Origin of the sequence: Sphaerisporangium aureirubrum (assembly GCF_042658925.1) — a bacterium.
In the GTDB taxonomy this organism is placed as follows: Bacteria; Actinomycetota; Actinomycetes; order Streptosporangiales; family Streptosporangiaceae; genus Sphaerisporangium; species Sphaerisporangium aureirubrum.
This window is the reverse complement of sequence record NZ_JBHSRF010000026.1, coordinates 35,478-60,701: the sequence shown is the minus strand read 5'-3', so window position 1 is coordinate 60,701 and position 25,224 is coordinate 35,478. Positions and strand designations below refer to the sequence as shown.

General features: G+C 71.1%; 25 protein-coding genes. 13 read left to right on the top strand and 12 right to left on the bottom strand.

The window, feature by feature from the left end:
- Window positions 1-88: 88 nt before the first annotated feature.
- Window positions 89-1,486, bottom strand: coding sequence for a dihydrolipoyl dehydrogenase (lpdA, locus tag ACFP1K_RS19030; RefSeq protein WP_380754970.1), 1,398 nt, complete (start codon window positions 1,484-1,486; stop codon window positions 89-91).
- Between the two features lie 567 nt (window positions 1,487-2,053).
- Between lpdA and ACFP1K_RS19025 the strand changes: the two genes are divergently transcribed.
- Both ACFP1K_RS19025 and ACFP1K_RS19020 read left to right on the top strand, forming a co-directional pair.
- Window positions 2,054-2,461: a hypothetical protein gene (locus tag ACFP1K_RS19025; RefSeq protein WP_380754967.1), complete on the top strand. Its 408-nt coding sequence runs from the start codon at window positions 2,054-2,056 to the stop codon at window positions 2,459-2,461.
- A 202-nt stretch (window positions 2,462-2,663) separates the two neighbouring features.
- On the top strand, window positions 2,664-3,014 hold the full coding sequence (locus ACFP1K_RS19020; RefSeq protein ID WP_380754964.1) for a DUF1801 domain-containing protein: 351 nt from the start codon (window positions 2,664-2,666) through the stop codon (window positions 3,012-3,014).
- 52 nt (window positions 3,015-3,066) lie between these two features.
- Here ACFP1K_RS19020 and ACFP1K_RS19015 read toward each other — a convergent pair whose 3' ends face one another.
- The 3 genes from ACFP1K_RS19015 to ACFP1K_RS19005 form a co-directional block, all read right to left on the bottom strand.
- Window positions 3,067-3,867, bottom strand: a complete 801-nt coding sequence (locus ACFP1K_RS19015) for an aminoglycoside phosphotransferase family protein (RefSeq protein ID WP_380754961.1) — start codon at window positions 3,865-3,867, stop codon at window positions 3,067-3,069.
- A gap of 382 nt (window positions 3,868-4,249) precedes the next feature.
- Window positions 4,250-5,308 (bottom strand): endo-1,4-beta-xylanase, encoded by a 1,059-nt coding sequence (locus ACFP1K_RS19010; RefSeq protein WP_380754958.1) that lies wholly within the window; start codon window positions 5,306-5,308, stop codon window positions 4,250-4,252.
- Between the two features lie 263 nt (window positions 5,309-5,571).
- Window positions 5,572-6,594: an aldo/keto reductase gene (locus tag ACFP1K_RS19005; protein ID WP_380754955.1), complete on the bottom strand. Its 1,023-nt coding sequence runs from the start codon at window positions 6,592-6,594 to the stop codon at window positions 5,572-5,574.
- A gap of 116 nt (window positions 6,595-6,710) precedes the next feature.
- On the opposite strand from ACFP1K_RS19005, the gene ACFP1K_RS19000 reads away from it, so the two are divergent.
- The 3 genes from ACFP1K_RS19000 (at window position 6,711) to ACFP1K_RS18990 (ending at window position 9,845) form a co-directional block, all read left to right on the top strand.
- The gene (locus ACFP1K_RS19000) at window positions 6,711-7,655 is read left to right on the top strand and encodes an AraC family transcriptional regulator (protein ID WP_380754952.1); all 945 of its coding nucleotides are present in this window, start codon (window positions 6,711-6,713) and stop codon (window positions 7,653-7,655) included.
- Window positions 7,656-7,831: 176 nt separating this feature from the next.
- On the top strand, window positions 7,832-8,938 hold the full coding sequence (locus ACFP1K_RS18995; RefSeq protein ID WP_380754949.1) for a lipase family protein: 1,107 nt from the start codon (window positions 7,832-7,834) through the stop codon (window positions 8,936-8,938).
- Between the two features lie 49 nt (window positions 8,939-8,987).
- Window positions 8,988-9,845 (top strand): neutral zinc metallopeptidase, encoded by an 858-nt coding sequence (locus tag ACFP1K_RS18990; protein ID WP_380754946.1) that lies wholly within the window; start codon window positions 8,988-8,990, stop codon window positions 9,843-9,845.
- 78 nt (window positions 9,846-9,923) lie between these two features.
- Here ACFP1K_RS18990 and ACFP1K_RS18985 read toward each other — a convergent pair whose 3' ends face one another.
- Entirely contained in the window at window positions 9,924-10,157 is a 234-nt protein-coding gene (locus ACFP1K_RS18985; protein WP_380754943.1) for an aldo/keto reductase, read from the bottom strand.
- Between the two features lie 59 nt (window positions 10,158-10,216).
- Between ACFP1K_RS18985 and ACFP1K_RS18980 the strand changes: the two genes are divergently transcribed.
- Window positions 10,217-11,203: a phosphotransferase family protein gene (locus ACFP1K_RS18980; RefSeq protein ID WP_380754940.1), complete on the top strand. Its 987-nt coding sequence runs from the start codon at window positions 10,217-10,219 to the stop codon at window positions 11,201-11,203.
- Between the two features lie 61 nt (window positions 11,204-11,264).
- A complete protein-coding gene (gene proS, locus ACFP1K_RS18975) occupies window positions 11,265-12,707 on the top strand; it encodes a proline--tRNA ligase (protein WP_380754937.1) in 1,443 nt (480 codons plus the stop codon).
- Window positions 12,708-12,725: 18 nt separating this feature from the next.
- Here the strand turns inward: proS and ACFP1K_RS18970 are convergent, their stop codons facing one another.
- A complete protein-coding gene (locus ACFP1K_RS18970) occupies window positions 12,726-13,574 on the bottom strand; it encodes a DUF72 domain-containing protein (protein ID WP_380754934.1) in 849 nt (282 codons plus the stop codon).
- A gap of 128 nt (window positions 13,575-13,702) precedes the next feature.
- Here ACFP1K_RS18970 and ACFP1K_RS18965 point away from each other — a divergent pair, with 128 nt between their 5' ends.
- Complete coding sequence (locus ACFP1K_RS18965) at window positions 13,703-14,662, top strand: class I SAM-dependent methyltransferase (RefSeq protein WP_380754931.1); 960 nt, start codon at window positions 13,703-13,705, stop codon at window positions 14,660-14,662.
- An 8-nt stretch (window positions 14,663-14,670) separates the two neighbouring features.
- Here the strand turns inward: ACFP1K_RS18965 and ACFP1K_RS18960 are convergent, their stop codons facing one another.
- Window positions 14,671-15,456: a helix-turn-helix domain-containing protein gene (locus ACFP1K_RS18960; RefSeq protein ID WP_380754928.1), complete on the bottom strand. Its 786-nt coding sequence runs from the start codon at window positions 15,454-15,456 to the stop codon at window positions 14,671-14,673.
- A gap of 109 nt (window positions 15,457-15,565) precedes the next feature.
- Here ACFP1K_RS18960 and ACFP1K_RS18955 point away from each other — a divergent pair, with 109 nt between their 5' ends.
- The 3 genes from ACFP1K_RS18955 (at window position 15,566) to ACFP1K_RS18945 (ending at window position 17,187) form a co-directional block, all read left to right on the top strand.
- The gene (locus ACFP1K_RS18955) at window positions 15,566-15,976 is read left to right on the top strand and encodes a hypothetical protein (protein WP_380754925.1); all 411 of its coding nucleotides are present in this window, start codon (window positions 15,566-15,568) and stop codon (window positions 15,974-15,976) included.
- 82 nt (window positions 15,977-16,058) lie between these two features.
- A complete protein-coding gene (locus tag ACFP1K_RS18950; protein ID WP_380754922.1) occupies window positions 16,059-16,547 on the top strand; it encodes a glutathione peroxidase in 489 nt (162 codons plus the stop codon).
- Between the two features lie 4 nt (window positions 16,548-16,551).
- Window positions 16,552-17,187, top strand: coding sequence for a class I SAM-dependent methyltransferase (locus tag ACFP1K_RS18945; RefSeq protein WP_380754919.1), 636 nt, complete (start codon window positions 16,552-16,554; stop codon window positions 17,185-17,187).
- Here the strand turns inward: ACFP1K_RS18945 and ACFP1K_RS18940 are convergent.
- On the bottom strand, window positions 17,125-18,168 hold the full coding sequence (locus ACFP1K_RS18940; protein ID WP_380754917.1) for a GlxA family transcriptional regulator: 1,044 nt from the start codon (window positions 18,166-18,168) through the stop codon (window positions 17,125-17,127). The genes ACFP1K_RS18945 and ACFP1K_RS18940 overlap by 63 nt on opposite strands.
- A gap of 97 nt (window positions 18,169-18,265) precedes the next feature.
- Between ACFP1K_RS18940 and ACFP1K_RS18935 the strand changes: the two genes are divergently transcribed.
- On the top strand, window positions 18,266-18,661 hold the full coding sequence (locus ACFP1K_RS18935) for a hypothetical protein (protein WP_380754914.1): 396 nt from the start codon (window positions 18,266-18,268) through the stop codon (window positions 18,659-18,661).
- 104 nt (window positions 18,662-18,765) lie between these two features.
- Here ACFP1K_RS18935 and ACFP1K_RS18930 read toward each other — a convergent pair whose 3' ends face one another.
- Together ACFP1K_RS18930 and ACFP1K_RS18925 are read right to left on the bottom strand one after the other, a co-directional pair.
- A complete protein-coding gene (locus ACFP1K_RS18930; protein WP_380754912.1) occupies window positions 18,766-19,494 on the bottom strand; it encodes a cellulose binding domain-containing protein in 729 nt (242 codons plus the stop codon).
- Entirely contained in the window at window positions 19,437-20,375 is a 939-nt protein-coding gene (locus tag ACFP1K_RS18925; RefSeq protein ID WP_380754910.1) for an outer membrane protein assembly factor BamB family protein, read from the bottom strand. The genes ACFP1K_RS18930 and ACFP1K_RS18925 overlap by 58 nt, the downstream gene beginning before the upstream one ends.
- Window positions 20,376-20,657: 282 nt before the next feature.
- Here ACFP1K_RS18925 and ACFP1K_RS18920 point away from each other — a divergent pair, with 282 nt between their 5' ends.
- Window positions 20,658-21,425, top strand: coding sequence for a neutral zinc metallopeptidase (locus tag ACFP1K_RS18920; protein ID WP_380754906.1), 768 nt, complete (start codon window positions 20,658-20,660; stop codon window positions 21,423-21,425).
- A gap of 67 nt (window positions 21,426-21,492) precedes the next feature.
- Here the strand turns inward: ACFP1K_RS18920 and ACFP1K_RS18915 are convergent, their stop codons facing one another.
- Both ACFP1K_RS18915 and ACFP1K_RS18910 read right to left on the bottom strand, forming a co-directional pair.
- Window positions 21,493-22,767 carry a glycosyltransferase gene (locus tag ACFP1K_RS18915; protein ID WP_380754904.1) on the bottom strand — a complete coding sequence of 425 codons (1,275 nt, stop codon included), beginning with the start codon at window positions 22,765-22,767 and terminating at the stop codon, window positions 21,493-21,495.
- Window positions 22,764-24,980, bottom strand: a complete 2,217-nt coding sequence (locus ACFP1K_RS18910; RefSeq protein WP_380755087.1) for a GH92 family glycosyl hydrolase — start codon at window positions 24,978-24,980, stop codon at window positions 22,764-22,766. Before ACFP1K_RS18910 ends, ACFP1K_RS18915 begins: the two co-directional genes overlap by 4 nt.
- Between the last annotated feature and the right edge of the window lie 244 nt (window positions 24,981-25,224).

Sequence of the window (25,224 nt, the reverse complement as noted above, 5' to 3'; positions counted from 1 at the left end):
CCGAACATACACGCGGAGGCAGACGGCGACGACGATGACACGTCGAGGAGATCATCGTGCCGGGCCGTTCGCGGACGGCCCGGCCGCGTCACATGTTGATCATGTGTCCGGCGAGCCCGTGGACGGCCTCCTTGATCGCCTCACCGAGGGTCGGGTGCGCGTGGACGTTGCGCGCGACCTCGTGCACCGTAAGGTCCCACTGCTGGGCGAGCGTCAGCTCGGGCAGCAGCTCGGTCACCTCGGGCCCGATCAGGTGGGCGCCCAGCAGCTCGCCGTGCTCCTCGTCGCTGAGCAGCTTGACGAAGCCGACGGCGTCCCCGAGCCCGTGCGCCTTGGCGTTCGCGGTGAACGGGAACTTCGCGACCTTCACCGCGAAGCCCTTCTCCCTGGCCTGCGCCTCGGTGTACCCGAAGCTCGCGATCTGCGGCTGGCAGTAGGTCGCCCGGGGGATCATCACGTAGTCGAGCTCCATCGTCTCGGCGTCCGCGATGGTCTCGGCGGCGATGATGCCCATCGCCTCGGCGGCGTGCGCGAGCATCAGCTTGGCCGTGACGTCGCCGATGGCGTAGATGTGCGGCACGTTGGTCCGGCACCGGCCGTCCACGTCGATGGCGCCCCGGTCGGTGAGGCGCACGCCGGTGCTCTCCAGGCCGTAGCCCGCGGTCCGCGGCTGGAAGCCGATGGCCTGCAGCACCTTGTCCGCTTCGAGGGTGCGCCGCTCCCCGCCGCGCGACACCTCGACCTTGACCTTTTCGCCCGACTCGTCGATGGACTCCACCCGGGTCGAGGTCAGCACCTCGATGCCGAGGCGCTTGTAGCGGCGGGCCAGCTCGGCGGACACCTCCTCGTCCTCCAGCGGGACGATCCGGTCGAGGAACTCCACGATCGTCACCTTGACGCCGTACGCGCTCAGCACGTACGCGAACTCCACGCCGATCGCGCCGGCCCCGGCGATGACGATGCTCTCCGGCAGGGTGTCGCTGAGGATCTGCTCCTCGTAGGTGACCACGCGCTCGGTGACGGAGGTGCCCGGCAGCATCCGTGTGGTCGCGCCGGTGGCGATGACGCAGTGGTCGAACGTCACGGTCTCCAGGCCGCCCGCGCCAGCCACCTGGAGGGAGTTCGGGCCGGTGAAGGTGCCACGGCCGTCGTACTCGGCGATGCCGTTCTTCTTCATCAGGTAGTGGACGCCCTTGACCCGGCCGTCGGCCACCTTGCGGCTGCGCGTGAAGGCCTCGGCGTAGTCGAAGGTGACCGTGCCGTCCACCCGGATGCCGAAGGTCTTGGCCTCGCGGGTGAACAGGTGGGCGAGCTCGGCGTTGCGCAGCAGCGCCTTGGAGGGGATGCAGCCGACGTTGAGGCAGACGCCGCCCCAGTACCGTTCCTCGACCACCGCGGTGCTGAGCCCGAGCTGGGCGGCCCGGATGGCCGCGACGTAGCCGCCGGGGCCCGCCCCGACGACCACGACGTCAAAATGAGCAGTCATGCACCGGACCATATGGGGTGCGGGGCCGCAGTACCGCACCGGGGGGCGGGTCGGGCGGCCGGACGGCGGCGGCGCGCCGCCCGCGCGCGGCGGCCGGCCACGCGGCCCGACCGGCAAGTCCGAACCTATCCGTGGATGATGCGCCTTTTATTGCCTTAACCGGCTCGCCATTCCTCAAGCGTCTTTGTCGGAGTAAATCGCTCAAGATCCAGATGCCGGACAAGGCGGGGAAATGGTGATTTTCCGACATCCGGTCATTTGGTGCCTGTCAGGCCCGGCTACCTGCACCTATGCGGGCGTAAGCCCCATCGTGGCCAGCGAATCCGGGTGTTCCGTCGGGATCATGAGCAAGATCGTTTGATATGTCCGATGAAGTCCGGAAATACAGATCTGAAGACTACAACAACAGATTAACCAGCTTGCAAAAGGCTACGATCGGCGTTTGTCCGACCTCGCATCCGGAAAACAAGACAAGCGGGAGACCTACTCAGTCATCAAGTGATTCACCGAAAAATCCGCGTGAATCCCATCACTACGTACCTCGCTGTCATCCAAAAGGGAGATGCAATGCCCAACTTCGCGAAATTCGTGGGCACGCTTACCGTCGGCGCCGTACTCACCGGCGGCGTGGTCGGCCTGGAGGTCGCGACCATCGCCACCACCGCCAACGCGGCCACCACGATCAGCATGGGGGGTGGGGGCGACTACGACGACCTCTTCCGCAACCGGAACCGCAGCTACAACCGGAACCGCAACTGGTCCAGGAACCTGGCCCGCCACTACAACCGGGCCGCGGCCCGCAGCTGGGCACGGAACTGGGCCCGTCACCTGAACCGCAGCCACAGCCGCAGCGCCAACGTCAACCGCCAGGCCCAGACCGTCAACATCAACCTCGTCTTCCCCGACACCCTCACCTCGCCCGTGACGGCCACCGCCACCATCCCGGGCACGTGGACGACGTCGGCAACCCGCTGACCGGCCCGATCCGCCGCGCCCTCCGCACGGCGACCTACAGGCCCAGGCACGGTACCCTCCCGTTCCTGGGCCTGGCCCATGTCCCGGGCACCCTTATCCTCACCCCAGACTTTTCCCGCCGTCCGCGCGATCACCGCCCACATCGAGGTTCCGTCCCCGATACTGGGGTCCGGCGGCAGGCGGAGCCAGGGAGGTTCACCCCATGGGCAGCAAAGAGGTCGACGAGTTCGTGAGGACCAAGGTCCTCCCCCAGCACCAGGACATCGTGGCGATGCTCCGCGCCCTCATGAAGGAGAACGCCCCGGGCGCGAGCGAGATGATCAGTCGCGGCTCGCCGGCCTGGCAGGGCGACAAGATGATCGCGATCATCAGCACCAGCAAGACCCACATCACCTTCGCGTTCGCGCGCGGCGCCGAGTTCGACGACGGCTACGGCCTTCTGGACGGCATCGGCAAGACCACCCGGCACATCAAGATCAAGAATGTCGACTCCGTCGACAAGGCCGCGCTGCGCGACTACATCAAGCAAGCGGTCGCGCTCGACGGCAAGTGAGGCATCGCACCCGGAGACCGGGACCGCCCGCGGCGGCCCCGGTCCCGGTGCGTCAGGCCTGAACGGCCCGTTCCAGCAGTGCCCGGTTGCGGATCATCCACGCGGCGGCTCTTGCCCGCCACGCGAGCGCCCACAGCGGCGTGGGATCGGTGGACTCCCCGGTGATCCCGGCACGGGCCGCCTCGGCGGCGCAGTCCCGGATGGCGATCTCGATCATCCGGGTGACCAGGCCGTCCCGGCCGGCGGCGGGCAGCCCGTAGCCGTCCAGGAACATGCCGAGCCACCCGGCACGGGTGGCCGCGTCAGGCAGGTCGTTGCGCTCGGCGACGTCGTCGTCGTGCAGCTGCGCCTGCCACCACGCGGTGGCCACCACCTCGTCGAGCGGGTCGACCGGTCCCGCCAGCGTCCAGTCGATGAACGCCACCGGGAGCCCGTCCCTGAGCACGGTGTGCCAGGGGCCCGCGTCGCAGTGCCCGATCACCGACCCCGGGCCCTCCCGGTGCATCCACCACGGTTGCCAGCTCAGCCCCGGCGGTGGCCGGAAGCCCGCCGTGGCGGTGTGCAGGTCGCCGAGCAGGCGGCCCGCCTGCCAGACGGCCTCGCCCGACAGGGTGCGCAGGTGGACCACGGACCCCTCGACGTAGGTCAGGATCTCGTTGTCGTCGTCGTCGAGCCCGGTGCCGGCCACCCGGGGGGCGCCGGTGAACCCGGCCTCCTCCAGATGGCGCAGCAACGCGTGGACGGCTCCCGTCCACGGGCCGGCGGCACTCCTGACGGTGCCGTCGGAACGGGTGACGCGACTGGGTCCTCCCTCGGCCGCGGGCAGCGGCTCGAAGGATGATGAGGATCGCACGATTTCTCCTCGTGTCAGCGTGCTGAAGCGGTGCCGCGATGCCGGGAATCGGCACCGCGGGCACGCGGCGCGGTGTGGACCGCGGCCGCGTGGGACCGCCGCGCGGTGAGGAGACGCACGTCTCGCCGGGTCGCTCACGGCGAGAGGGGAGGTCAGACTCCGGCGTGCTCCCGCGCCGCGGCGGTGACGACCACTTCACGCTCGACCATGCACACCATCATCGACCTCCTAGGGGTGGACGCGGTCAGGCTAACCCGGCCGCCGTCCCCGCCGCATCGGGTTTTGCGCCCGCACGGCGAACGGCCACCTCCCGGGGTCGGGAGGTGGCCGTCGGACCGGGGGTACCGGCCCCGCGTGGACCGGAGGTCAGGTGACCCGCTCCCTAGCGGACGGTGAGCAGGGCGTTGTAGGCGGGCTTGGGCGCCAGGTTCTCGTCGAAGACGCAGGCGGCACCCTCACCGGTGAACCAGCCGGGGACCCACGAGTGGCGGTCGGTGTAGCCCCAGACGGTGAACTCCACGCAGCGGCGGTTGTCGGCGCAGGTGGTCAGCATCCGCTTGTAGTAGTCGGCCTGGGTGGCCAGCTTCTCCGGGGTCACCGGCAGCACCATGCGCACGTCGGCCTCGGTGATCGCGGCCTCCAGCCCGAGGTCGGTGAACTGCTTCATGACGGAGGGGAAGTCGGCCGGGTAGTCGTACTGGATGCCGAGGTGCCCCTGGAAGCCGACGCCGTGGATCGGCACCCGCTTGGCCTTGAGGTCCTTGACGATGTTCAGCGTGGTCGCGATCTTGGCGGCGTTCCACTCGATGTTGTAGTCGTTGATGTAGAGCTTGGCGTGCGGGTCGGCCTGGTGGGCCCAGCGGAAGGCGTCGGCGATGTAGCCGGGGCCGAGCTTCTCCAGCCAGATGGTCTGGCGCATGTTGCCCTCGTCGTCCACGACCTCGTTGACGACGTCCCAGGCGCGGATCTTGCCGCGGTAGCGGCCGACCTCCTTGAAGATGTGGTCGCGCAGGATCCCGCGCAGCTCGGCGGCGTCGATGCTGCCGTCCGCGACGCCCGCGGTGAGCCAGGCGGGGATCTGGTTGTGCCACACCAGCGTGTGCCCGCGCACCTTCTGGTCGTTGCGCATGGCGTTGCGGACCACGGCGTCGGCGCCCTCCCAGGTGAACCGGCCGCGCTCGGGCTCGACCGACTCCCACTTCATCGCGTTCTCCGCGGTGATGTGGGTGAATTCACGGTTGAGCGTGCGGCGGTAGTCGCTCTCGTCCGCCAGTGCCGTGACGTCCACGGCCGATCCGATGAACACCTTGGTCTTCTGCGACAGCTCGCGCAGGTTGTCCGGGGTCCTTCCGCCGTGCCCCGGGTGCTGCGCGGCGATCGCCGGCAAAGGTACGGCCACCGCGAGCGCGATGGTTGCCAGGCCCAGTAGGACGCGTTTCATGGATTCCTCACTTGGGGTCATGGATGACGATCTGCTGGTCCCCCGACTAACGACGCACGATCTTTGAAACTTTCGTACTGATGCCGAGATGTTTCGTGTCATGAAACGTAGATGTAACGCAGAGCGCCGTCAACGGTCCGAAATCTTTCGGAGACATCACCCCAGGTGACGCTGATTTTTCCCTTCAGACCTTTCTGGAGCCCGGAAAACGGAAAGGCCACATCCCGCGAGGGGAGGTGGCCGGGCACGTTCCGAGCCGGTGGTCAGGCCGGAAGCGGGTACCGGTAGGACAGGTCGGCCTGGATCCAGCCCGGGTACTCCATCGGCAGCGCGCTGACGGCGTCCAGCTCGGCGACGTCCTCCCCGGTGAGCTCCAGGTCCACGGCGGCGAGGTTCTCGGCGAGCTGGTCCACGCGCTTGGCGCCGACGATGGCGCTGGTCACGCCGGGCCGGGCGAGCAGCCAGGCGAGGGCGACCCTGGCGACGCCCACCTCGTGGCGGGCCGCGACCCGGCGCAGCACGTCGACGACGTCGTACGTGCGCTCCCGGTCCACCGGCGGGAACTCCAGCGTCGCGCGCCGCCCGCCGCCGTCCCGCTCGCCGTCCCGGTCGAACTTGCCCGACAGCAGGCCTCCGGCCAGCGGGCTCCACACCAGCAGGCCGAGCCCCTGGTCCCGCACGACGGGCAGGACCTCGCGCTCGATGTCGCGGGCGGAGAGCGAGTAGTGCGACTGCAGGGAGGCGAACCGGGCCCAGCCCTGCCGCTCGGAGACGCCGAGGGCCTTCATGGTCTGCCAGGCGGTCAGGTTCGAGGCGCCGACGTAGCGGATCTTGCCCTGCCGCACGGCGTCGTCCAGCGCGGACAGCGACTCCTCGAACGGCGTCACCGGGTCGAAGTTGTGGATCTGGTAGAGGTCGATGTGGTCGGTGCGCAGCCGCCGCAGGCTGTCCTCCAGCGACCGCATGATGTACATGCGGGACTGGCCGACGTCGTTCGGGCCCGTGCCCGTCCGCGCGGTCATCTTGGTGGCCAGCACCACGTCACGGCGGCGGCTGCCGAGCACCTGACCGAGGATCTCCTCCGACTCGCCGCCGGCGTACACGTCGGCGGTGTCGATGAGGTTGACACCGTGGTCGAGCGCGACGCCTACCAGGCGGTCGCCGTCCTTCGCGTCCAGCGCGCCGACCGCGTCCCAGACCTGGTCTCCGCGCCCGCCGAGGGTCATCGCGCCCAGTGAGATACGGGAAACGTAGACTCCGGTGGTCCCGAGCTGCGCGTATTTCATCGTTCATGCCTTCCGGATGGGTGGGGTCATCGGCACGCTACATCCGGACAAATGGGACAATCTATGAGTTAACGTCCGCCATTCATGCGCGATCGTCCGGAGGTCTCGTGGACCCGATGTCCGACGTGCTGACCCTGCTGAACATCCGCGGCGCCTACTCCTCGCGCTTCGAGGCCACGGGCCGCTGGGCGCTGCGCTTCCGCGGGTTCCAGCACATCAAGATCGGCGCGATGGTGTCCGGCCACTGCTGGGTCACCGTCGAGGGCGAGCCCCCGGTGCGGCTGTCGCCCGGCGACTGCTACCTGCTCGCGGGCGGGCGGCCGTACCAGGTGGCCGGTGAGCTCGGCGTCGAGCCCGAGGACGGCCACGCGGTCTACGAGCGGTCGCCCACCGTCCGCAACGTGCGCTACGCCGCCGGCCCGGACGACCGGGACGGCCCCCCGGACGTGCTGGTCGGCGGGAGCATCACGCTGGACGACGTGACCGCCGCGCTGCTGCTCGACTGCCTGCCGCCGATCGCCCGCATCCCCGCGGCCGGCGCGCCCGCGCGTGCACTGCGCCCTGTGCTGAGGATGCTGGCCGACGAGACCGCGGCCGAGCCCCTCGGCGCGGCGGTGATGATCGAGCACCTGACCCAGATCCTGTTCATCCAGGCGCTGCGCGCTCACCTCGTGGCCGCCGAGCACGTCCCCGGCTGGCTCGGGGCGCTGAGCCACCCGCGGATCGGGGCCGCGCTCACCCTGATACACCAGCAGGCCACCCGGCGCTGGACGGTCGCGGGCCTCGCCGCCGAGGTGGGCATGTCCAGGTCGAGCTTCGCGGAGCGGTTCAAGGCCCTCGTGGGGCTGGCGCCGCTGGACTATCTGCTGCACTGGCGCATCCGTTCCGCCGCCGAGGCGCTGCGCGGCGGCGACCGCACGGTGGCCTCCGTCGCCGCCGAATGGGGCTACTCCTCGGAGAGCGCCTTCAGCAACGCCTTCAAACGCGTCACCGGCCTCCCGCCCGCCCGCTACCGCGCGTCCCTCCCGGCACCGCCACTGGTCCCCGTGCCGCACGGGTGACCCCGTGCCGTGGAACTTTCACGGGCGGGCCGGCGCGGGCCAGGGGTGGCCGGTGGGTTCGCCCGGCGGTCCGGCGGGATACGGCGCCGATCTTGACACTCCGATCCGGCTTGGGAGACTCCGTCCAGCCGATTCCTCGCAGGACACTGGAGATCTCGTTGCCGATCCTCCGCACGGTGACGGCGCTCGTGGCGGCCGTCGTGCTGCTAGCGGGCGGCGCGCCCGCGCACGCCGGGACGGCCGGGGGGAGCGGCCCGGAGTGGCGGGGGACCCCGGTACGGCTGGAGCCGCTGGCCGAGCCGCTGCGGCTCGCCGGTGCCGGGCGGTCGTGGTCGCTGCGGTACCTCTCCACCTCCTGGAACGGCGGGCGCGCGGTGGTCGGCGGGACGCTCTCCCTGCCGTCCGGCCGGCCGCCGTCCGGTGGCTGGCCGGTGGTCTCCTTCGGGCACGGCTTCAACGGCGTCGCCGACGCCTGCGCCCCGTCCCGCACCGGGCCGAGCCCGTGGGAGCGCGCGGCGCAGGAGGCGCTGATCGCCGCCGGGTACGCCGTCGCGGTCACCGACTACGAAGGACTCGGCACCCCCGGGCCGAGCCCCGGGATCCACGGCAGGTCCGAGGCGTACAACATGATCGACATCGTGCGGGCCGCCCACGTGATCGCCCCGGTGTCCCGGTCCTGGGCCTCGGCCGGCTACTCCATGGGCGGGCACGCCGCCCTGTTCGCCGGAGCCCTGGCCCACCGGTACGCGCCGGCGCTGCGGCACACCGGCACCATCGCGATGGCCCCGATCACGCAGTGGGGTGTGCAACTGGCCGGTCCCGCGTTCCGCGACCCGGGCGCGCAGGTCCCCTTCACCGTGCTCTACAGCGGGCGCACCCTCGCGCTGACCGACCCCGGCTTCCGTCCCGCCGACTGGTTCACCCCCGCCGGACTGGAACTGGTGGATCTCGCCGGCCGGGCCTGCGTCGCGGAGATGCTCCAGGCCGTCGCCGGGCACGGCAACGGGGAGGTTCTCAAGGATCCGGCGGCGGCGGCCGACGTGTTCGCCCGCGCCCTCGCCGACGACGAGGTCATCGTGTCCCGATATCCGCGGCCGGTGTACATCGCGCACGGCGTGGCCGACGACGGGGTCCCCATCGCCCTCAGCGAGCTGACCGCCCGGCAGCTGTCCGGCGCCGGGAGCGACGTCACCTTCGTCCCGGTGCCCGGGGCCGACCACATCACCCTGCTCCCCATGATCGCCGCGCGGGTGACCGGATGGGCCGGGCTGCTCTTCGGGTAGCGGCTCCCGGCCCTCGCACCGGGAGAGCGGACGCCGTACAGTGCGAGCGATGCCTAGAAGGTCGGCGCCCGGCCGTGGTGGTCCCGCCGGGAACCCATGGCGGTCCCCGGTGGCCGTGCTCGGGTTCCTCGCGGTCGTCGTCACGGTGATCCTGGTCGGGGGCGCGCTGGCCTCGCCGGAAGACTCCCCTGCTCCCGCCCTCAGCTCCGTGCCCCAGGCGACGGGCACGGTGGACCGGAGCAGCCTGGAGCGTAACCCGATCTACCGGGCCAGGCCGCTGACCGCCACCTGCCGGGCTCCCGAGGCGGACGACACCGAGACTCGGCTGGCGCTCCTCAACACCATGGCCGACTGCATGGACGCCGCCTGGCACCCGGCCTTCACCGCGCGCGCCCTCTCCTTCCAGCTCCCCACCCGGATCTTCTGGACCGAACCCGGCCGGGGGCCGTGCGGCGACTACCCCGGGGACGCCGCCGCGTACTACTGCTGGGCCAACCACGGCATCTACCTCGGCGCGGCGGACGACGAGCACCGGATGGTGCTGACCGCGATCCTCGCCCACGAGTACGGCCACCACGTGCAGGAGATCTCCGGCCTCTCGGACGCCGCGGTGGACCGGATGTACCACGCGACCAGCAAGGACGCCGTCAACGCCGTCAGCCGCCGCGTCGAACTGCAGGCCGACTGCTTCGCCGGCGTCTGGTTCGGCGCGGCCCGCCGCTCGCTGCCGGTGACGCCGGACGACTGGCGGCTGATCCTGGACGACTTCGCCCGGCGCGGTGACGACGACGACGATCGCACCCACGGCACCGGCGAGCACGGCGCCGCCTGGCTCAACGGCGGCTACCTCGGCCGCACCCCCGGCCACTGCGTCACCTGGGCCGCCCCGGCGGCCGACGTGGACTGACCACCGGGAGCACGCCGCGACGTCCTCCGGGGTGACCTGCCACCAAGAGAACGCCGCGACCTCGTCCCGCGTGACCGGCTACCAGGAGAGCGCCGCGACCTCGTCCGGCGTCAGCGCGACCCCCGCGGCCTCCCCCGCCGGGGTGTACGCCAGGGCGGTGTCCAGCAGCGTGACCCCCGCGTCCAGGGCGGCGCGGACGGTCCGCTCGGCGCGGCCCGGGTCGTCCGCGAAGGCGAACGAGAACCTCGCGCAGCCGAGGCCGACCGCGCTCACGTCCGTGCCGCCGATCCTGCGGGCCGGGCTCATGGTCATGGGTCACCTGGGTCGTGCGGGGGCCGTCGATCCGATCACCTGAAGGATAGGGTCCGGGCATGAAGGATCACCCCTGGCCACCCCCCGAGGGGAACGTGCCGGACGGGGCAGGAAACGCCCCGCACGCCGGCGACGTGCGGGACCCGGAACAGATCCTCCCGCCCACCGAGCAGGACGTCCTGGACGTGGTGCGCGCGCACCTGCCCGGCGTGCCCGCCCGGTCCGTGGCGCTGCTCGGGGAGGGCATGGACAACGTCGCCTACGAGGTCGGCGGCGAGCTGGTCGTGCGCTACGGCAAGGATCCCTCGGCGCGGGTGGATCTGATCGCCCGCGAGACCGGCCTCCTGCGCGTGGTCGCGGAGATCTCTCCCCTGCCGGTGCCCACCCCCGTGTTCACCGACCTCGGCCGGGGCTGCTGGGCCTACGCCAAGCTCCCCGGCGTCCCCCTGCTGAGCCTCCCGCCGTCCGCGCGCGCGGCCCGCACCACGGCGATCGCCGCCGTGCTCGGCGGGTTCCTCGCCGCCCTGCACGCGGTCCCGGCCGGGCGCGTGGCGTCTCTCGCCGGGCGGGACGACGACCCGCTGGTCACGTGGCGGGACGAGGCGGCCGAGCTCCACCCGTCCGTCGGCGACGTGATCCCGGCCGCCCACCGCGGCGCCGTGGAGGCCTTCCTCACCGCCCCGCCCCCGGACGACGCCCCTTCCCTGGTCTTCTCGCACAACGACCTCGGCATCGAGCACGTCCTGATGGACCCGGCCACCGGCGCCGTCACCGGCGTCATCGACTGGACGGACGCCGCCCTCACCGACCCGGCCTACGATCTCGGTCTCCTGTACCGCGACCTCGGCCCGGCCGCACTGGCCGCCGCCCTGAAGGCCTACCGCCCGCCCGCCCCCGGGCCGCTGCGCGAGCGTGCCGTCTTCTACGCCCGCTGCTCCGTGCTGGAGGACCTGGCCTACGGCGTGCGAACGGGCCTGGCCGCGTACACGGACAAGAGCCTGGCCGCGCTCGCGTGGCTGTTCCCCCCGCCGTCGCCCGGCGTCTGAGCGGGCCACGGCGGGGCGCGCGGTTCCGTGTGGCTCTCCCCCGGAGGACTATCCTCCCCGTATGGCACGTGACGACCACGGTGTGACACCTCAGAGTGAGGACTTCTCGGCCTGGTACAACGAGCTGGTCGCCAAGGCCCAGCTCGCCGACCGGGGCCCGGCGAAGGGCACCATGGTCATCCGACCGTACGGGTACCGGTTGTGGGAACTGCTCCAGCACGAGCTGGACCGGCGGATCAAGGACACCGGGCACGAGAACGCCTACTTCCCGCTGCTGATCCCGGAGAGCTATCTGCGCAGGGAGGCCGCGCACGTCGAGGGCTTCTCACCAGAGCTCGCCGTGGTCACCCACGCGGGCGGCAAGGAGCTCGAGGAGCCCCTGATCGTCCGGCCCACCTCCGAGACCGTCATCGGCGAGATGATGTCCAAGTGGATCTCGTCGCACCGCGACCTGCCGCTGCTGCTGAACCAGTGGGCGAACGTGGTGCGGTGGGAGCTGCGGCCCCGCATGTTCCTGCGCACCACGGAGTTCCTCTGGCAGGAGGGCCACACCGCGCACGCCGGCGCCGGCGACGCGATGCGGGAGACGATGCTCGCGCTCGGCCTCTACACCGAGGTGGCGCGGGACGTCGCGGCCATGCCGGTGGTCCCGGGGGAGAAGACGGCGGGGGAGCGGTTCGCCGGGGCGGAGCGCACCTTCACCGTCGAGGGCATGATGCGCGACGGCAAGGCGCTCCAGTCCGGCACCTCCCACTACATGGGGACGAACTTCGCCAAGGCCTTCGATATCCAGTACACCTCGGACACCGGGCGCCTGGAGCCGTGCCACACGACGTCCTGGGGCATGTCCACCCGCATGGTCGGTGGGGTGATCATGACCCACGGCGACGACAAGGGGCTGGTGCTCCCCCCGATGCTCGCCCCGCACCAGGTGGTGATCGTGCCCATCGGCCGCGGCGAGCAGGCGGAGCAGACCCTGGCCGCGGCCCGCGAGCTCGCGGCGCGGCTGAAGGCCGCGGGGGTGCGCGCCCACGTCGACGACCGGTCCCAGCTGTCACCGGGCTTCCGCTTCAACGACTGGGAGCTGCGCGGCGTCCCGGTCCGCCTGGAGCTCGGGCCGCGCGACCTCGCGTCCGGCACCGCGCTCATGTCCAGGCGCCTCGGCGACGAGGGCAAGCAGCCGATCCCCCTGGCGTCACTGCCGGGGGACATGCCCGGCATCCTCGCGGACTTCCAGGCGTTCCTGCTGCGCAGGGCCACCGAGTTCCGCGACACCCACACGAGGGTCGCCGACGGCTGGGAGGCGTTCGCCGGCGCGGTGGCGTCGGGCTGGGCCCTGGCGCTCCACTGCGGCGACCCGGCCTGCGAGGCGGAGATCAAGACGCGGACCGCGGCGACCCCGCGCTGCGTCCCCCTCGACGGCCCTCCGGCCTCCGGGCCGTGCGTGCTCTGCGGCGCCCCCGCGGCGTACGGCAAGCGGGTGATCTTCGGCCGGGCCTACTGAGCGGGGCCGCCTCGCCGATCAGAACAGGGTCAGCGGTTCGGCAGGCAGGGGGTCGGGGAGCGGCTCGACCTCCGGCAGGCCGGCCCGTACCTCGTCGTGGAAACGGCGGGCGAGCGTCAGCGCGTCGGCGTTGTCCGGGGTGTGGACGAACACGGTCGGCGAGCGGCCCTCCCGCAGCCACCCGGTGACGGTCTCGACCCAGAACCGCCAGCCCTCGACCGTCGCCGCCGTGGCGTCCCTGCCGATGTAGCGGACCATCGGCCGGTCGGTGAGCGCGAACGCCCGCCGCGGCAGCCGCGGCTTCTTCGTCCACGCGTCCCGCTCGGCGTCGCTGACCGGCGGGCTGCCGAAGAGCGCCGTGGTGTCGAACGGCACCCACTCCGCGCCCGCGCCGGTGAGCACCTCGCGCAGTCGCCGCTCGGCCCGCTCGTCCGCGAAGAACGCGCGGTGGCGTACCTCCACCGCGGGCGCGTGCGAGTCGGGAAGAAGGCGGAGGAACCCCGCCAGCGTCCCGAGGTCGCCCGGCGTGAACGACGCCGGGAGCTGCACCCAGAGCCGGGCCCGCGCCCCGAGCGGCTCGACGGCCGCCAGGAACGCCCGTAGCTCGTCGCCGACGCCGGTCATACGCCGCTCATGGGTGATCGTCTTCGGCAGCTTGACCAGGAACCGGAAGTCCTCCGCGGTCTGCCGCGCCCACGACTCCACCGTCCCCGGCGACGGCGTCGCGTAGAAGGTGGTGTTCCCCTCGACCGCGTTGCACCAGGTCGCGTAGGCCCGCAGGCGTTCCCCCGGCGGCAGCGGATGCGGCAGCAGCCGCCCCTGCCACGGCGCGTGCGCCCACATCGCGCACCCCACATGAAGCCGCATGTCCCCGACGCTATCCGAGGACCGGGATCCGGAGCCGTGGAACGGGACGCTCCTCCAGCCCGAACATCCCTTAAATGTCCGTTTTGTCGTACTATCCAGCTGTTCGCCAGCCACCCACCGGAGGTCCCATGTCCGCGTCCCCCGCCACCACCCCGGCCACCGGCCTGGTCCTCGGCGACGACCCCGTGGCCGTGCTGGAAGCCGCCTCCTGGGCGCTCGCCGCGATGGTCGGCACGATGCGGGACGCCCTGACGACGCCGCTCGCCGACGTCCTGGCCGCCGCCCCCGAGCGCACCGCCGTACTGGAGGCCGCCGGGCTGCTGGAGACGACCCCGGACGGGCCCACGCCGCACCCCGCGCTGCTCCACGGCACCGGCGCGGCCCGGAGCGCCGTGGAGGCCAAGCTCAGCTCCCTGCGCCAGGCCGTCTCCGCCGCCGCGAACGACCCCGACCGCGCACAGGCCGGCTGGGCAGGCCAGTCCGACGAGGTCCTGCTCAACCAGGGCCGCGCCTCCGCCGCCACCGGCCGCGCCCTCGCCACGAAGATCGTCCCCCAGCTGCCCGGCCTGACCGGCCTGCTGGACACCCCGGGCGCCCGCATCCTCGACATCGGCACCGGAGTGGCGGCCCTCGCGCTCACGCTGGCCCAGGCGTTCCCCAACGCCCACGTCCTCGGCATCGACATCCTGGACCGCGTCCTCGACCTGGCCCGAGCCGAGCTCGCCACCGCCGGAGACGCCGCGGCCCGGGTCTCCCTGCGCCACCTGGACGTCGCCGACCTCACCGGCCGTGAGACCTACGACCTGATCTGGCTCCCCGCCCCGTTCCTCCCCGAGGCGGCCCTCACCGAGGCCCTCCCCCGCCTGATCGACGCGCTCCGCCCCGGCGGCTGGCTGGTGGCAGGCACCAACCCGGGCTCCCACGACCCCCTGCTCCAGGCCGTGGCCCGCTGGACCGCCGTCCTGAACGGCGGCAACTCCTACGACACCGCCCGCATGGCCGAAGCCCTCGAATCGTCAGGCCTGCGGGAGCCGCGACACTTCCCCACCGTCCCAGGCGGCCCCGTACTGGTCGCCGCCCGCCGCTGACCTGATCCCTACGAGCCCCCGGAGAGCACGGCCGCGGTGGCCGCGTCGGCGGGCAGGAACGCCTCCAGACGCAACTCGGCGACGGTGACGTCGACGGCCGTGCCGAAGTGGGTCAGGGTGGTCAGGAGCCTCAGCTCGCCGTCGCCATGGCGCAGCCGCAACGGGACCGCGAATCCGAGGTGGTCCGGCCCGGGCCGAGGCCGGTCGGGCACCAGCTCCACGAGGTCGGCGACCAGGGCGTCGAGCCGGCCGCCGGGATCGCGGGCCGCCTCACCCCGCAGGTGGTCGATCACGTGCCAGGCCCACACATCCAGGTTGACGATCCGGGGGGCCATCCCCCCGGGGTCCAGCAGCACACGCGGCACGCTGACCGGCGGCACGAGGAGACCGGGCGCCACGTCACCGGCCAGCGCCCAGAACGCGTCGTTGGCCGAGACGAGGTCGCCGTGCCGGTCGACGATCACCGCCGGGTACGGCTGGTGCCCGCGCAGGATGCCCTCCAGCGCGGTGCGCACCGGCGCCAGCGCGGGGTCGCCGAGCCGGGTCTCCGGGTAGGCGGGGGCGTACCCGGCGGCCAGCAGCAGCACGTTCCGCTCCCTGAGCGGCATCCCCAGCGACTCGGCGAGCCGGATCACCATGCCCCTGCCGGGTGCCGACCGCCCGCTCTCGATGAAGCTCACATGCCGCTGCGTGGTCCCCGCGCGCAGGGCCAGCTCCAGCTGGCTGACCCCGCGCCGTCCACGCCACTCGCGCAGGATCCCGGCGATCCCGCCGCGTTCCGAAGTGCCGATCACCACACCGTGTCTAACGCGGCGAGCACCCCCGGGCCATTCCCTCCAGGGAATTGCCGCCTCGCACCACCACCGGCCAGCATCGGCGGACACCCGACCGAAGGAGTCCGTCGTGTTCGACGTCAAGGAACTGGTCGCCCGCTATGTGGCGGTCTGGCATGAGCCCGATCCCGAGCTGCGCCGCAAGGCCATCGCCGAGCTGTGGACCGAGGACGGCGTGCACCTGCTCCAGCCCCCGAAGGAGATACGGGAGGCCGCCGCCGCCCTGGGCGTGACGCCCGTACTCCGAGCCCGCGGCCACGAGGACCTCCAGACCCGGGTCACCCGCTCGTACGAGGAGTTCGTCGCCCCCGGCGAGTTCCGTTTCCGCCCCAGGGACGACGCCGCCCGCCTCGGCGACGCCGTCAAGTTCACCTGGGAGATGGTCCCCACCGCCGGCGGCCCCCCGGCCGGCGTCGGCGTGGAGGTCCTGCTCCTCGCCGAGGACGGGCGCATCCACACCGACCACCAGTTCGTCGAGTGACGACGCGTCCCGCGGCGCCAGGACGGCACCCTTACCCGGCCCCCGCTCCCGCCAGCGATCGCCCCCCAATTAGGGTGATTTCATGACGATTCGTGATCTTCCGGTGCGGACTTTGGCCGACACCCCCACCACCCTCGGGGAACTGGTCGGCGACGCCGCCACCCTGGTGGTCAACGTGGCCTCCCGATGTGGCCTCACCCCCCAGTACGCCGGCCTGGTCCGTCTCCAGGAACGCTTCGCCGACCGGGGCTTCACCGTCCTCGGCGTCCCCTGCAACCAGTTCGCGGGCCAGGAACCCGGCTCGGCCGACGAGATCCAGGACTTCTGCGTCACCACCTACGGCGTCGACTTCCCCCTCCTGGAGAAGACCGACGTCAACGGCGCCGGCCGCCACCCCCTCTACACGTCGCTGGTGGAAACCCCCGACGCCTCGGGCGACGCGGGCGACATCCAGTGGAACTTCGAGAAGTTCCTCCTCGACCGCGAAGGCAACGTCGTGGCCCGCTTCCGCCCGGGAACCACCCCCGAGGACCCGTCCGTCATCGAGGCCATCGAGAAGACCCTCGGCTAGGACCGTGACCGACACCTCCTACCTGGCCGAGACGGCCGGAGCCTATGACGCCGTCGCCACGCAGTACGCGGAGTTCGTCAAGGGGATGCTCGAACGCCTGCCTCTGGACCGCGCGATGATCAGCGCGTTCGCCGAGTACGTGCGGACCCGGGAGGCGGGGCCGGTCCTGGACGCCGGGTGCGGGCCCGGGTACCTGACGGCCCTGCTGCGGGCGGAGGGACTGGACGCCTCCGGTGTGGACCTCTCGGCGGCGATGGTGGACCTCGCGCGGCGGGCACATCCCGGGGTGCGGTTCGAGATCGGGTCGATCGACGCGCTGGACACTCCGGACGGAGGGCTCGCGGGCATCATGGCCTGGTACTCCCTCATTCATGTCCCGCCGCGGGAGCTGGGGCGCTACTTCGGCGAGTTCCGGCGGACGCTGGCCGCCGGGGGGTATCTCCTCCTCGGCTTCTTCGAGTCGGCGGGGGAGCCGGTCACGGCGTTCGACCACAAGGTGACCACGGCCTATCGATGGCCGATCGACGACCTCGCCGGGCTGGCCGGTGACGCGGGCTTTCTCGAAGTCGGGCGGGTGCTACGCGAGCCCGTCCCCGGCGAGCGCTTCCGGCACGGGCACCTGCTGCTGCGCGCGGGGTGAGTCCGAGCCTGCTCGCGACGCCACGCGGGACTGGGTGAGGCGGTAGTGCGAGGGTGAGACGCCGTACTGGTCGATGAAGGCCTGGCGCAGGGTCTCGGCCGTGCCGAAGCCGCAGCGGGCTGCCACGGTGGGCATGGGCAGGGACGTGGAGGCGAGCAGGTGGGCCGCGGCCTCCGTGCGGGCCTGGCGCACGTACCTGCCGGGGGTCTGGCCCAGGTGCTGGAGGAAGAGGCGGGTCAGGTGCCGCTCGCTCACGCCCGCGGCCGTGGCGAGTGCGGCGACGCCGAGGTCCGCGTCCAGGTGGCCGCCGATGTGGTCGACCACTCGTTTGACGAGGCTGTTGGACGGCGGCGGGGCGGCGGTGAACATGCTCATCTGCGCCTGGTTGCCGGGGCGCTGCAGGTAGGTCACGAGCTGCCGGGCCACGGTACGCGCGAGTTCGGCGCCGTTGTCCTCCTCGATGAGGGCGAGTGTGAGGTCCAGGGCGCTGGTGACCCCGGCCGAGGTGTAGACGTTCCCGTCCCGGACGAAGATGGGGTCGGGATCCACGTGGACCCGCGGGTGCCGCGCGGCGAGCTGGTCCGCCCAGCGCCAGTGGGTGGTGGCGCGCCGGCCGTCCAGGAGCCCCGCGGCGGCCAGGATCCACGTGCCGGTGCACACGGACGCCACCCGGCGGCTCTCCCGCGCCAGGCGGCGGACATGCGCGAGGACCAGACGGTTGGCCGCCGCGTCCTCGCTCCCGATCCCCCCGGACACGAGCAGCGTGTCGACCGGCCCCGTGACCCGTTCCAGCCGCTCACTGGTGTGCAGCGTCACCGTGGGACCGCAGTCGATGGGCCGCGCGCCCGGCGTGACCAGACGGACCTTGTAGTAGGGGGCCGCGCCGTACCAGTTGGCGCACTCAAGGCTCGCCACCACACAGGCGATGTCGAGCAACTCGGCCGCGTCGTACCCGACGATCACGAAATGCCGCTCTTCCATCCCCCGACTGTAGGCCGAAAAGACCACCTACCCAAGATTTCAGACCACCCTGGCGGCATTCCTTGGGCTCGGCCCACGCGCCTCACATAGTCGAACCATGACTCACACAGCGACGCGGCCGCACGGCGGATGGCTCCGCTTCACCCTCCACTACATCGAGATGATCGTCGCGATGTTCGTCGGCATGTTCGCCCTGGGCATGCTCAGGTCCGCCGCCGGCCTGGACCTGTCCCACGCCGAGCATCCCGAGCTCGGCTACCTGCTGATGGCCTTCGACATGTCGGTGGGCATGACCGTCTGGATGCGCTTCCGCGGTCACTCCTGGCGCCACACCCTGGAGATGTGCGCGACCATGTTCCTCCCCGTCGTCCCGCTCTTCCCCCTGCTCTGGCTCGGCGCGATCGACGGAGGCACCATGATGGTCCTCGCGCACGTCGCCATGTTCCCGCTGATGCTCGCGGTGATGCTCCTGCGCCGCTCGGACCATGCCTGAAATCCCGGCGAACGACCAGGCCACCTCTCGACCCCCGGGCGGTGGCCTTCGTGCCGGGAGGAGGGAGGGACCCCTCCCGGCCGCTCAACTCAAGGACCGACGTCCTAAGGAGTGGTGCAGGTGACCGCCGGAACCGCGTTGGTGCTGCCGTTCCAGCTGGCGAGGAAGCCGAACGTGGTGGTGGTGTTCGGGGCCACGTTGCCGTTGTAGGAGACGTTCCTCACCGCGACGTTGGCGCCGCTGGTGGTCACGGTGCCGTTCCAGATCTGTGTGATGGCCTGGCCGTTGGCGAAGGTCCACCGGGTGGTCCAGCCGTTGAGCCGCGTGGTGCCGGCGCGTACCGTCACCTCACCCTGGAAACCGCCCGGCCATTGCGAGATGACGCGGTAGACGGCCGTGCAGGGGCCGGCCGTCGGCGTGGGTGTCGGAGTCGGCGTGGGTGTCGGTGTCGGTGTCGGTGTCGGTGTCGGTGTCGGTGTCGGTGTCGGGGTGGGAGTCGGGGTGGGTGTGGGAGTCGGGGTCGGCGTGGGGGTAGGCGTCGGGGTCGGGCTGCGAGTCGGGGTTGGGGTGGGGGTCACGGTCGAGCCTGGGAGCCTGAACGAGTAGAACCTCGTGCTGGCGGTGCCGCCGCGCGAGTAGCCGTTGCCCCAGTACACCCTTCCTCCGACGATGGCCGCGCCGCCGTTCGACGAGCCCGCGCCCTGGAACTCCCAGAGCACCCGGCCGTTGCTCGCGTCCAGCGCGTACATCCAGTTGTTCATCGAGCCGACGTACATCACGCCGTTGGCGTAGGTGACCGGGCCGATCGACCGTCCGCCGCGCGGCTCGGGCACCTGCCAGAGGAGCCGCCCGGTCGCCACGTCCAGCGCCCCGAACGAGCTGTAGGTGATGGTCTGCCCGTTGGGCAGTGTGTGTGACATGTTGCCGGCGTTGCTGGAGGTGAAGAACACGCGCTGGCCATCGGTTCGTCGAAGCGGGCCGGCCCGGTGTTCCACTTGATCGCGCCCGTGGTGAGGTCCATCGCGACGATGGAGTCCTTGGCGTTCCACGGCGGCAGGCACTGCTGCGGCGTGCCGCCGCTGCCCTGGCACTGGCTCGCGCTCTGCGGGATCGAGTAGTTCTGCCCGGTGCCGATGAAGATCGTGTTGCTGTCGGGGTCGATGCTCGGTGTGGTGCCCCACACGGACGCGCCGCTGAAGATGTCACCTCCCGGGCCCTGGTCCCGCAGGGTGTACGACTTCCACCGCTGCGCCCCGGTGGCCGCGTCGAGCGCCACCAGGCTGCCGCGGAAGGTGCAGCAGTCGTACGAGGTGTCCGAGGCCAGGGAGAACTCGTCGGACGAGACGCCTTGGTACAGGACGCCGTTGTGGAAGACGGCCCCGCCGGTGAGCACGGCCCGCGGGTGCGGGTCGGCTGCCACGTTCCACCGCAGGTTGCCGTTGGCGATGTCGATCGCCAGCACCCGGGCGCCGCTCTGGGTACCGATGTAGACGGTGTTGCCGGCCACGACCGGGCTGGTCCGGGAGACCACGGTGCCGGTGGCCCCCACGTACGACGCCACCGAACGGGACCAGATCACCGCGCCCGTGTTCGCGTCCACCTTGTGGAAGAAGCCGCCCCAGTCGGGGAAGTAGACGGCACCGTCCACGACCGCGGGGGTCGCCGAGACGTCACCTCGCGTGGTGTAGGACCAGGCGAGCTGGAGGCCTCCCACCGTCGGACGCTGTCACCACTCTTCCGATAATGGATTTCACGCGGCCCTCCTGAACCGGTATAGTTGACACGAGAAAAGATAACTCGCAATGGATCGGATTTTTCGAAAGTTTCATGCCGTCCGCGGGCTTTCTGCCCCGCGGCTTGTACGCGACATGAGACAGGCGGTGGCCTCAGAATTTGTGGGCGCTAACATTAATCGCAATTACCTCGCCACGACGCCGGAGGGACCCTCGCGCGCGGAGTTGCCGCCGGACCAGGTCCGCCCCTAGCCTGTTGTGCCGTGCGATACGCCTTGATCCCCCTCGCCGTTGCCACCGCCGTCGCGGTGCTTCCCCCCGCCTCCGCCGGGGCCGCCGCCTACCCCGTGAAAAGCAGGATCCTCACCGATAATCCGCTGTACGATGCCGGCCCGCTTGCCACCACCTCATGCCCGGAAAAACCCGTCAAGAGATTGAGTCTGAGCTCCGCGAAGAGTTATCTCAACGGCGTGCGGGCGTGCCTCGACCGCACGTGGGCCGCCCATCTCCGCAAGGCGGACATCAAGTTTTCCAAGCCGAAGTTCGTCTACGCCGCCAAGCCCCCGAAGAAATATTGCGGCGAGAAATGGGACAAGGAATGGCTGGAATTCTACTGCGCTGATTCCCGCACCGTTCTCCTGCTGATCGAGAAAGACCTCCTCGAGGAGCCCGAGGACCTCTTCCTGTTCAACCTGATCGCCATGGACTACGGGCGGCACGTGCAGAACCTCGCCGGCATCGAACGCGCGTACGAGAAGATTCCGTACCGGAACAAGTCCGAGATGCTCGAGCAGGACCGCCGCTACAGCGTGCAGAGCGACTGCCTCGCCGGTGCCTTCATCGGGAGCGTGTGGGATTCCCTCGATCGCGACAAGGAGGACTGGGCCGACCTCCTCAGCTACATCCGCGACTGGGCCGGCAAGACCACCGGCACGCGGAAGACCATCACCTACTGGGCCGAACGCGGCTTCAAGTCCGGCGACCCCGGGTCCTGCGACACCTGGAGCGCGCCGTCGTCGAGGGTGGCCTGACACCCCACCGATCGAAAGGCCACCTCCCGCGTAACGGGAGGTGGCCTGGAGCGGCCGTCGCCGCGGGTCAGTGCACCCCGACCACGGGCGCCTCCTGCGGGAACAGGCCGTCGAACACCGCGACCTTGTCGAAGAGCATCGCGCGGGCGCGGGCGCGGAGCTCCAGCTCCTGCCGCTCGGCGACGGGCATGTCCAGGACCACGCGGTCCACGGCCGCGGCCAGACCGGCGACGTCCCCGGTCTCGACGAGGACGGCGGTGTCGCCGACCGCCTCAAGGGTCCCGCCCGTCCTGGTGGTGACGATCGGCCCGCCGCCGGCCAGCATCTTCTCGGCCAGGGCGATGCCGAACGTCTCGACGAAGTCGGGCTCGGGCTTGGTGGGCAGGACGTAGGCCGCGCAGCCGTGCATGAGCAGCGGCTTCTCCTGGTCGTCGACATCGCTGAGGAGGACCACCCGGTCGTCCTCCTTGGCCATCGCCCGCACGTCCTCCAGCGCGGGCCCGGTGCCGGCCACGACCAGTTTCACCCGCGAACGGGAGCGCATCCGCCCGAAGGCGACCAGCAGGTCGTCGATCCCCTTGGCCCGGGTCACCCGGGACAGGAACAGGATGTACCCGTCACGCTCCAGGCCGCGGCGCGCGAGCGCGGCGTCCACCTGCGCCTGATCGAGGTCGAGGAAGGCGGCGGAGTCGATCGGCGGGTAGCTGACGGTCACGCGGCGCCGGCACTGCTCGGCGAAGGCGGTGCCGCAGTGCGCGTCCACCTGCTCGGCCGACGCGACGATCTCCTCCCGGGTGTACTCGGAGACCGCGACGACCTCGTCGTTGGCCAGGAACGTGGTGAACAGCACGGTCGCCGCGCCGAACCGGCGCTCCCGCAGGCACGACCGGATCACGTTGGTCACGTCCGAGCCCACCGCCTTCGCGACGGTGCGCACCCTCGGCGCGAACCCCGCCGCGCGCGCCGCCGTCACCGCGTCCATGACCACCGCGGTGTGCGGGACGAGGTACATCGACAGGCACGTCGTCGGGACCGGTTCGGCGAGCAGCTCGACGAGCCGCCCGGTGAGACCGGCCTGGTGGCGCCCGTCCGGCACCCGGTAGTCCCCGACCGCCTCCGGCCGCTCCACGGTGATCCCGGGGCTGTACGGCAGCAGCCGGTCCAGCGGCTTGAGCGGCAGCCCGGCGGCCTGGAGCGTCGGAATCGGCCAGGTCAGCAACCGTACGTCGTCGAACCCGCGGGTCAGCGCCACCTCGGCGAGATTGCGGGCCTCGCCGGAGTGCCCGCAGATGACCGGGTCAGCCCTGACCACGATGACGAGACGGCGACTAGGGTGGATCATCGTGCTTCCTTCGGTGTCGCGGGCGGATCGGAAAGGGACGGCGGGCGGATCCCCCGCCCCCACGCCGACGGCTCCGGGCCCAGTCGCAGGTGCAGCACGCCACCGCGGTGCACGGTGGCGGCACTCAGGTGGGTCGTGTGCAGGGGTTCACCGTTGAGAGTAGCCGCCTGAACGTACTGCGCCGGGGGGTCACGATCGATGCCGTCGACGCCGATCGGTGTCTCCCGGTGCCCGCTGGTCTCGATGACGAACTCGTTGCCCCCGACCTGGAGCGCGGCCCGGGCGAACGCGGGCGCGTTGACCAGGAACATGTTCTGCCCGGCGACCGGGAACAGCCCCAGCGAGGCCCAGACGTACCACGAGCTCAGGCCGCCGGAGTCGTCGTTACCGGGGAGCCCGCCGGGCCCCGTGCCGAACTGCCAGGTCAGCGCCGCCTGCACCACCTGGGCCGTGCGATCGGGCCGGCCCGCGTAGTGGTACGCCCACGGCGCCTCCATGTCGGGCTCGTTGTTCAACCCCTCGAACCGGTTCAGGGCGTATCCGGCCGCCATCTCGGCCAGTTGCGGACGCCGTCCGGGCTGCGTCACCGGTGCGGCGCCGAAGCCGAAGAACTTGTCCAGTTTGTCGACGAAGGCCCTGTCGCCACCGATCAGGGCGATCCGCGCGGCCATGTCGTGCAGCAACCGGAACGAGTAGTTCCACTTGCCGCCCTCGTAGAACTCCGAGTCACGCAGCAGCCCGGTGCCCGGGTCGAAGGCGTTGGTCCACTGACGGCTGCGGTTCTCGAGATCGTCGGCCAGTCGCTTGTCGTTCAGCGCCCGGGCGACCTGTGCCGTGCAGTGGTGGGCGTAGGCGAGGTCGAGGGTGTGGGTGATCGGGTGCACCACGCCGTGCTCGAAGAAGTCCTCGCCGTACAGGCGGCGCAGGTCGTCGACCATGTGCACGAGCGCCCAGTTCCAGTCCAGGGTCCCCCAGCCGAGGGCGTGGACGTCCGCCAGCGCGGTGTGCACGAGGGCGCTGCCCTGGCGGAAGAACCGGTCGGCGCCGCGAGCCATCCGGTACCCGATCGGGAAGTTGCCCTCCTCCTCGCAGACCCGGATCAACGACTCCAGCAGGTCCGCGGCCCTGTCGGGGACGATGGCCTCGAGCAGCGGCAACTGTGTCTTGTAGATGTCCCACATGGTGCACACGTCGAACGCGAACGGTCCAGGGGTCGGCCAGAACGGACTCTCGTCGTCGGCGATGCACGGCTTGATCAGCGAGTGGTAGAGCGCCGTCCCGAACACGGTGCGGCGGGCCGGCGTGCCACCCTCCACCTGGACCCGGTCGAGGTGCTCGCCCCAGCGGGCCCGGGTCCGGGAACGCACCGCGTCGAACGCCGGCTGCCCCTGCCCGCACTCGCGCTCGAGGTTCTCCCGCGCCTGGTCGCACCCGCGCAGCGAGAACCCCATCCGCACCTCGACGGTCTCCCCCGGCCTGGTCGGCCCCATGAACAGCATGCCGAAAGGGCGCAACGTGGTGTGCCGGATGCTGTCGAAGTCCAGCCGGGTACCGCCGTTGATGAGCCGGCGGTCGTACCAGAGCATCTGCCGCCACCCCGGACTGTCGACGTCCAGGTACACCGACAGCGGGACCCCCTCCATCGCCACCGTGCCCTGGGCCCGCCCGTGCCCCATGCTCTCCGCCTGCGCCCGCAACGGCACCGTGCGCCCGAGCTCGATGGCCAGCCCACCACAGGAAAGGTCCACGACCACCCGGGCACTGCTGTGCGCCGGAAACGTGTACCTATGCACCGCGACCTTGGCTCCCACGGTGAGCTCACATCGAATCCCCGTGTCCAAAGTGGCCGCGTAATACCCTGCCTCCGCCACCTCGTCGTGAAGTGTCCAGGACTCTCCCAGCGCGTCCAGCGGCTGCACCATAGGCGTGACCCGAACGTAGTTGTAGTACTTCCGGATCGCCCCCGTACCCGACTGCTGGAAATGCGTGAACCCGGATGCCTGCAGGTCCTCGAACAACACCTCGGGGACTCCCTCGGTGTTCTTCGTATACCGCCCGTACCCCGTCGGATACGCACCCGAGTAAGCACAAGCCGAAACCATCCCCAATGGGGACGTGGCTCCCGGATGGGTGTTCCCGACCTGTGGTTTCGGCCACCACCAAGTAGCGGCCAGACCGTGTGCTCTAGGCAGTTCAGTCGCCGCGGTACCAATGAAGGGATCAACGTTGTCGAGGATGGCGGGACTCTACCCATCCCGCCCCTCCCTTAGGTTTCAGCGAGATGAACTCCTGTGTCCGGTTCCACCGAACCCCGGAGCCCACGAGCCTCCCCGCACCGGAGGTGACGCGTTTCACAGTGACTGCGCAGGTCAGCCACCCCAGGACGCCGGTCCCGGCGACCCGGTTCGGGGGGTCGTCCGCCGGGCTGGGGACCACCCGGCCGATCATGCCCGGCCG

Bases quoted from the DNA above. Each gene is read 5' to 3' on its own strand.
- lpdA (WP_380754970.1), bottom strand. From the start codon at position 1,486: ATGACTGCTCATTTTGACGTCGTGGTCGTCGGGGCGGGCCCCGGCGGC.
- ACFP1K_RS19025 (WP_380754967.1), top strand. From the start codon at position 2,054: ATGCCCAACTTCGCGAAATTCGTGGGCACGCTTACCGTCGGCGCCGTA.
- ACFP1K_RS19020 (WP_380754964.1), top strand. From the start codon at position 2,664: ATGGGCAGCAAAGAGGTCGACGAGTTCGTGAGGACCAAGGTCCTCCCC.
- ACFP1K_RS19010 (WP_380754958.1), bottom strand. From the start codon at position 5,308: ATGAAACGCGTCCTACTGGGCCTGGCAACCATCGCGCTCGCGGTGGCC.
- ACFP1K_RS19005 (WP_380754955.1), bottom strand. From the start codon at position 6,594: ATGAAATACGCGCAGCTCGGGACCACCGGAGTCTACGTTTCCCGTATC.
- ACFP1K_RS19000 (WP_380754952.1), top strand. From the start codon at position 6,711: ATGTCCGACGTGCTGACCCTGCTGAACATCCGCGGCGCCTACTCCTCG.
- ACFP1K_RS18990 (WP_380754946.1), top strand. From the start codon at position 8,988: ATGCCTAGAAGGTCGGCGCCCGGCCGTGGTGGTCCCGCCGGGAACCCA.
- ACFP1K_RS18985 (WP_380754943.1), bottom strand. From the start codon at position 10,157: ATGACCATGAGCCCGGCCCGCAGGATCGGCGGCACGGACGTGAGCGCG.
- ACFP1K_RS18980 (WP_380754940.1), top strand. From the start codon at position 10,217: ATGAAGGATCACCCCTGGCCACCCCCCGAGGGGAACGTGCCGGACGGG.
- proS (WP_380754937.1), top strand. From the start codon at position 11,265: ATGGCACGTGACGACCACGGTGTGACACCTCAGAGTGAGGACTTCTCG.
- ACFP1K_RS18970 (WP_380754934.1), bottom strand. From the start codon at position 13,574: ATGCGGCTTCATGTGGGGTGCGCGATGTGGGCGCACGCGCCGTGGCAG.
- ACFP1K_RS18965 (WP_380754931.1), top strand. From the start codon at position 13,703: ATGTCCGCGTCCCCCGCCACCACCCCGGCCACCGGCCTGGTCCTCGGC.
- ACFP1K_RS18950 (WP_380754922.1), top strand. From the start codon at position 16,059: ATGACGATTCGTGATCTTCCGGTGCGGACTTTGGCCGACACCCCCACC.
- ACFP1K_RS18940 (WP_380754917.1), bottom strand. From the start codon at position 18,168: ATGGAAGAGCGGCATTTCGTGATCGTCGGGTACGACGCGGCCGAGTTG.
- ACFP1K_RS18935 (WP_380754914.1), top strand. From the start codon at position 18,266: ATGACTCACACAGCGACGCGGCCGCACGGCGGATGGCTCCGCTTCACC.
- ACFP1K_RS18915 (WP_380754904.1), bottom strand. From the start codon at position 22,767: ATGATCCACCCTAGTCGCCGTCTCGTCATCGTGGTCAGGGCTGACCCG.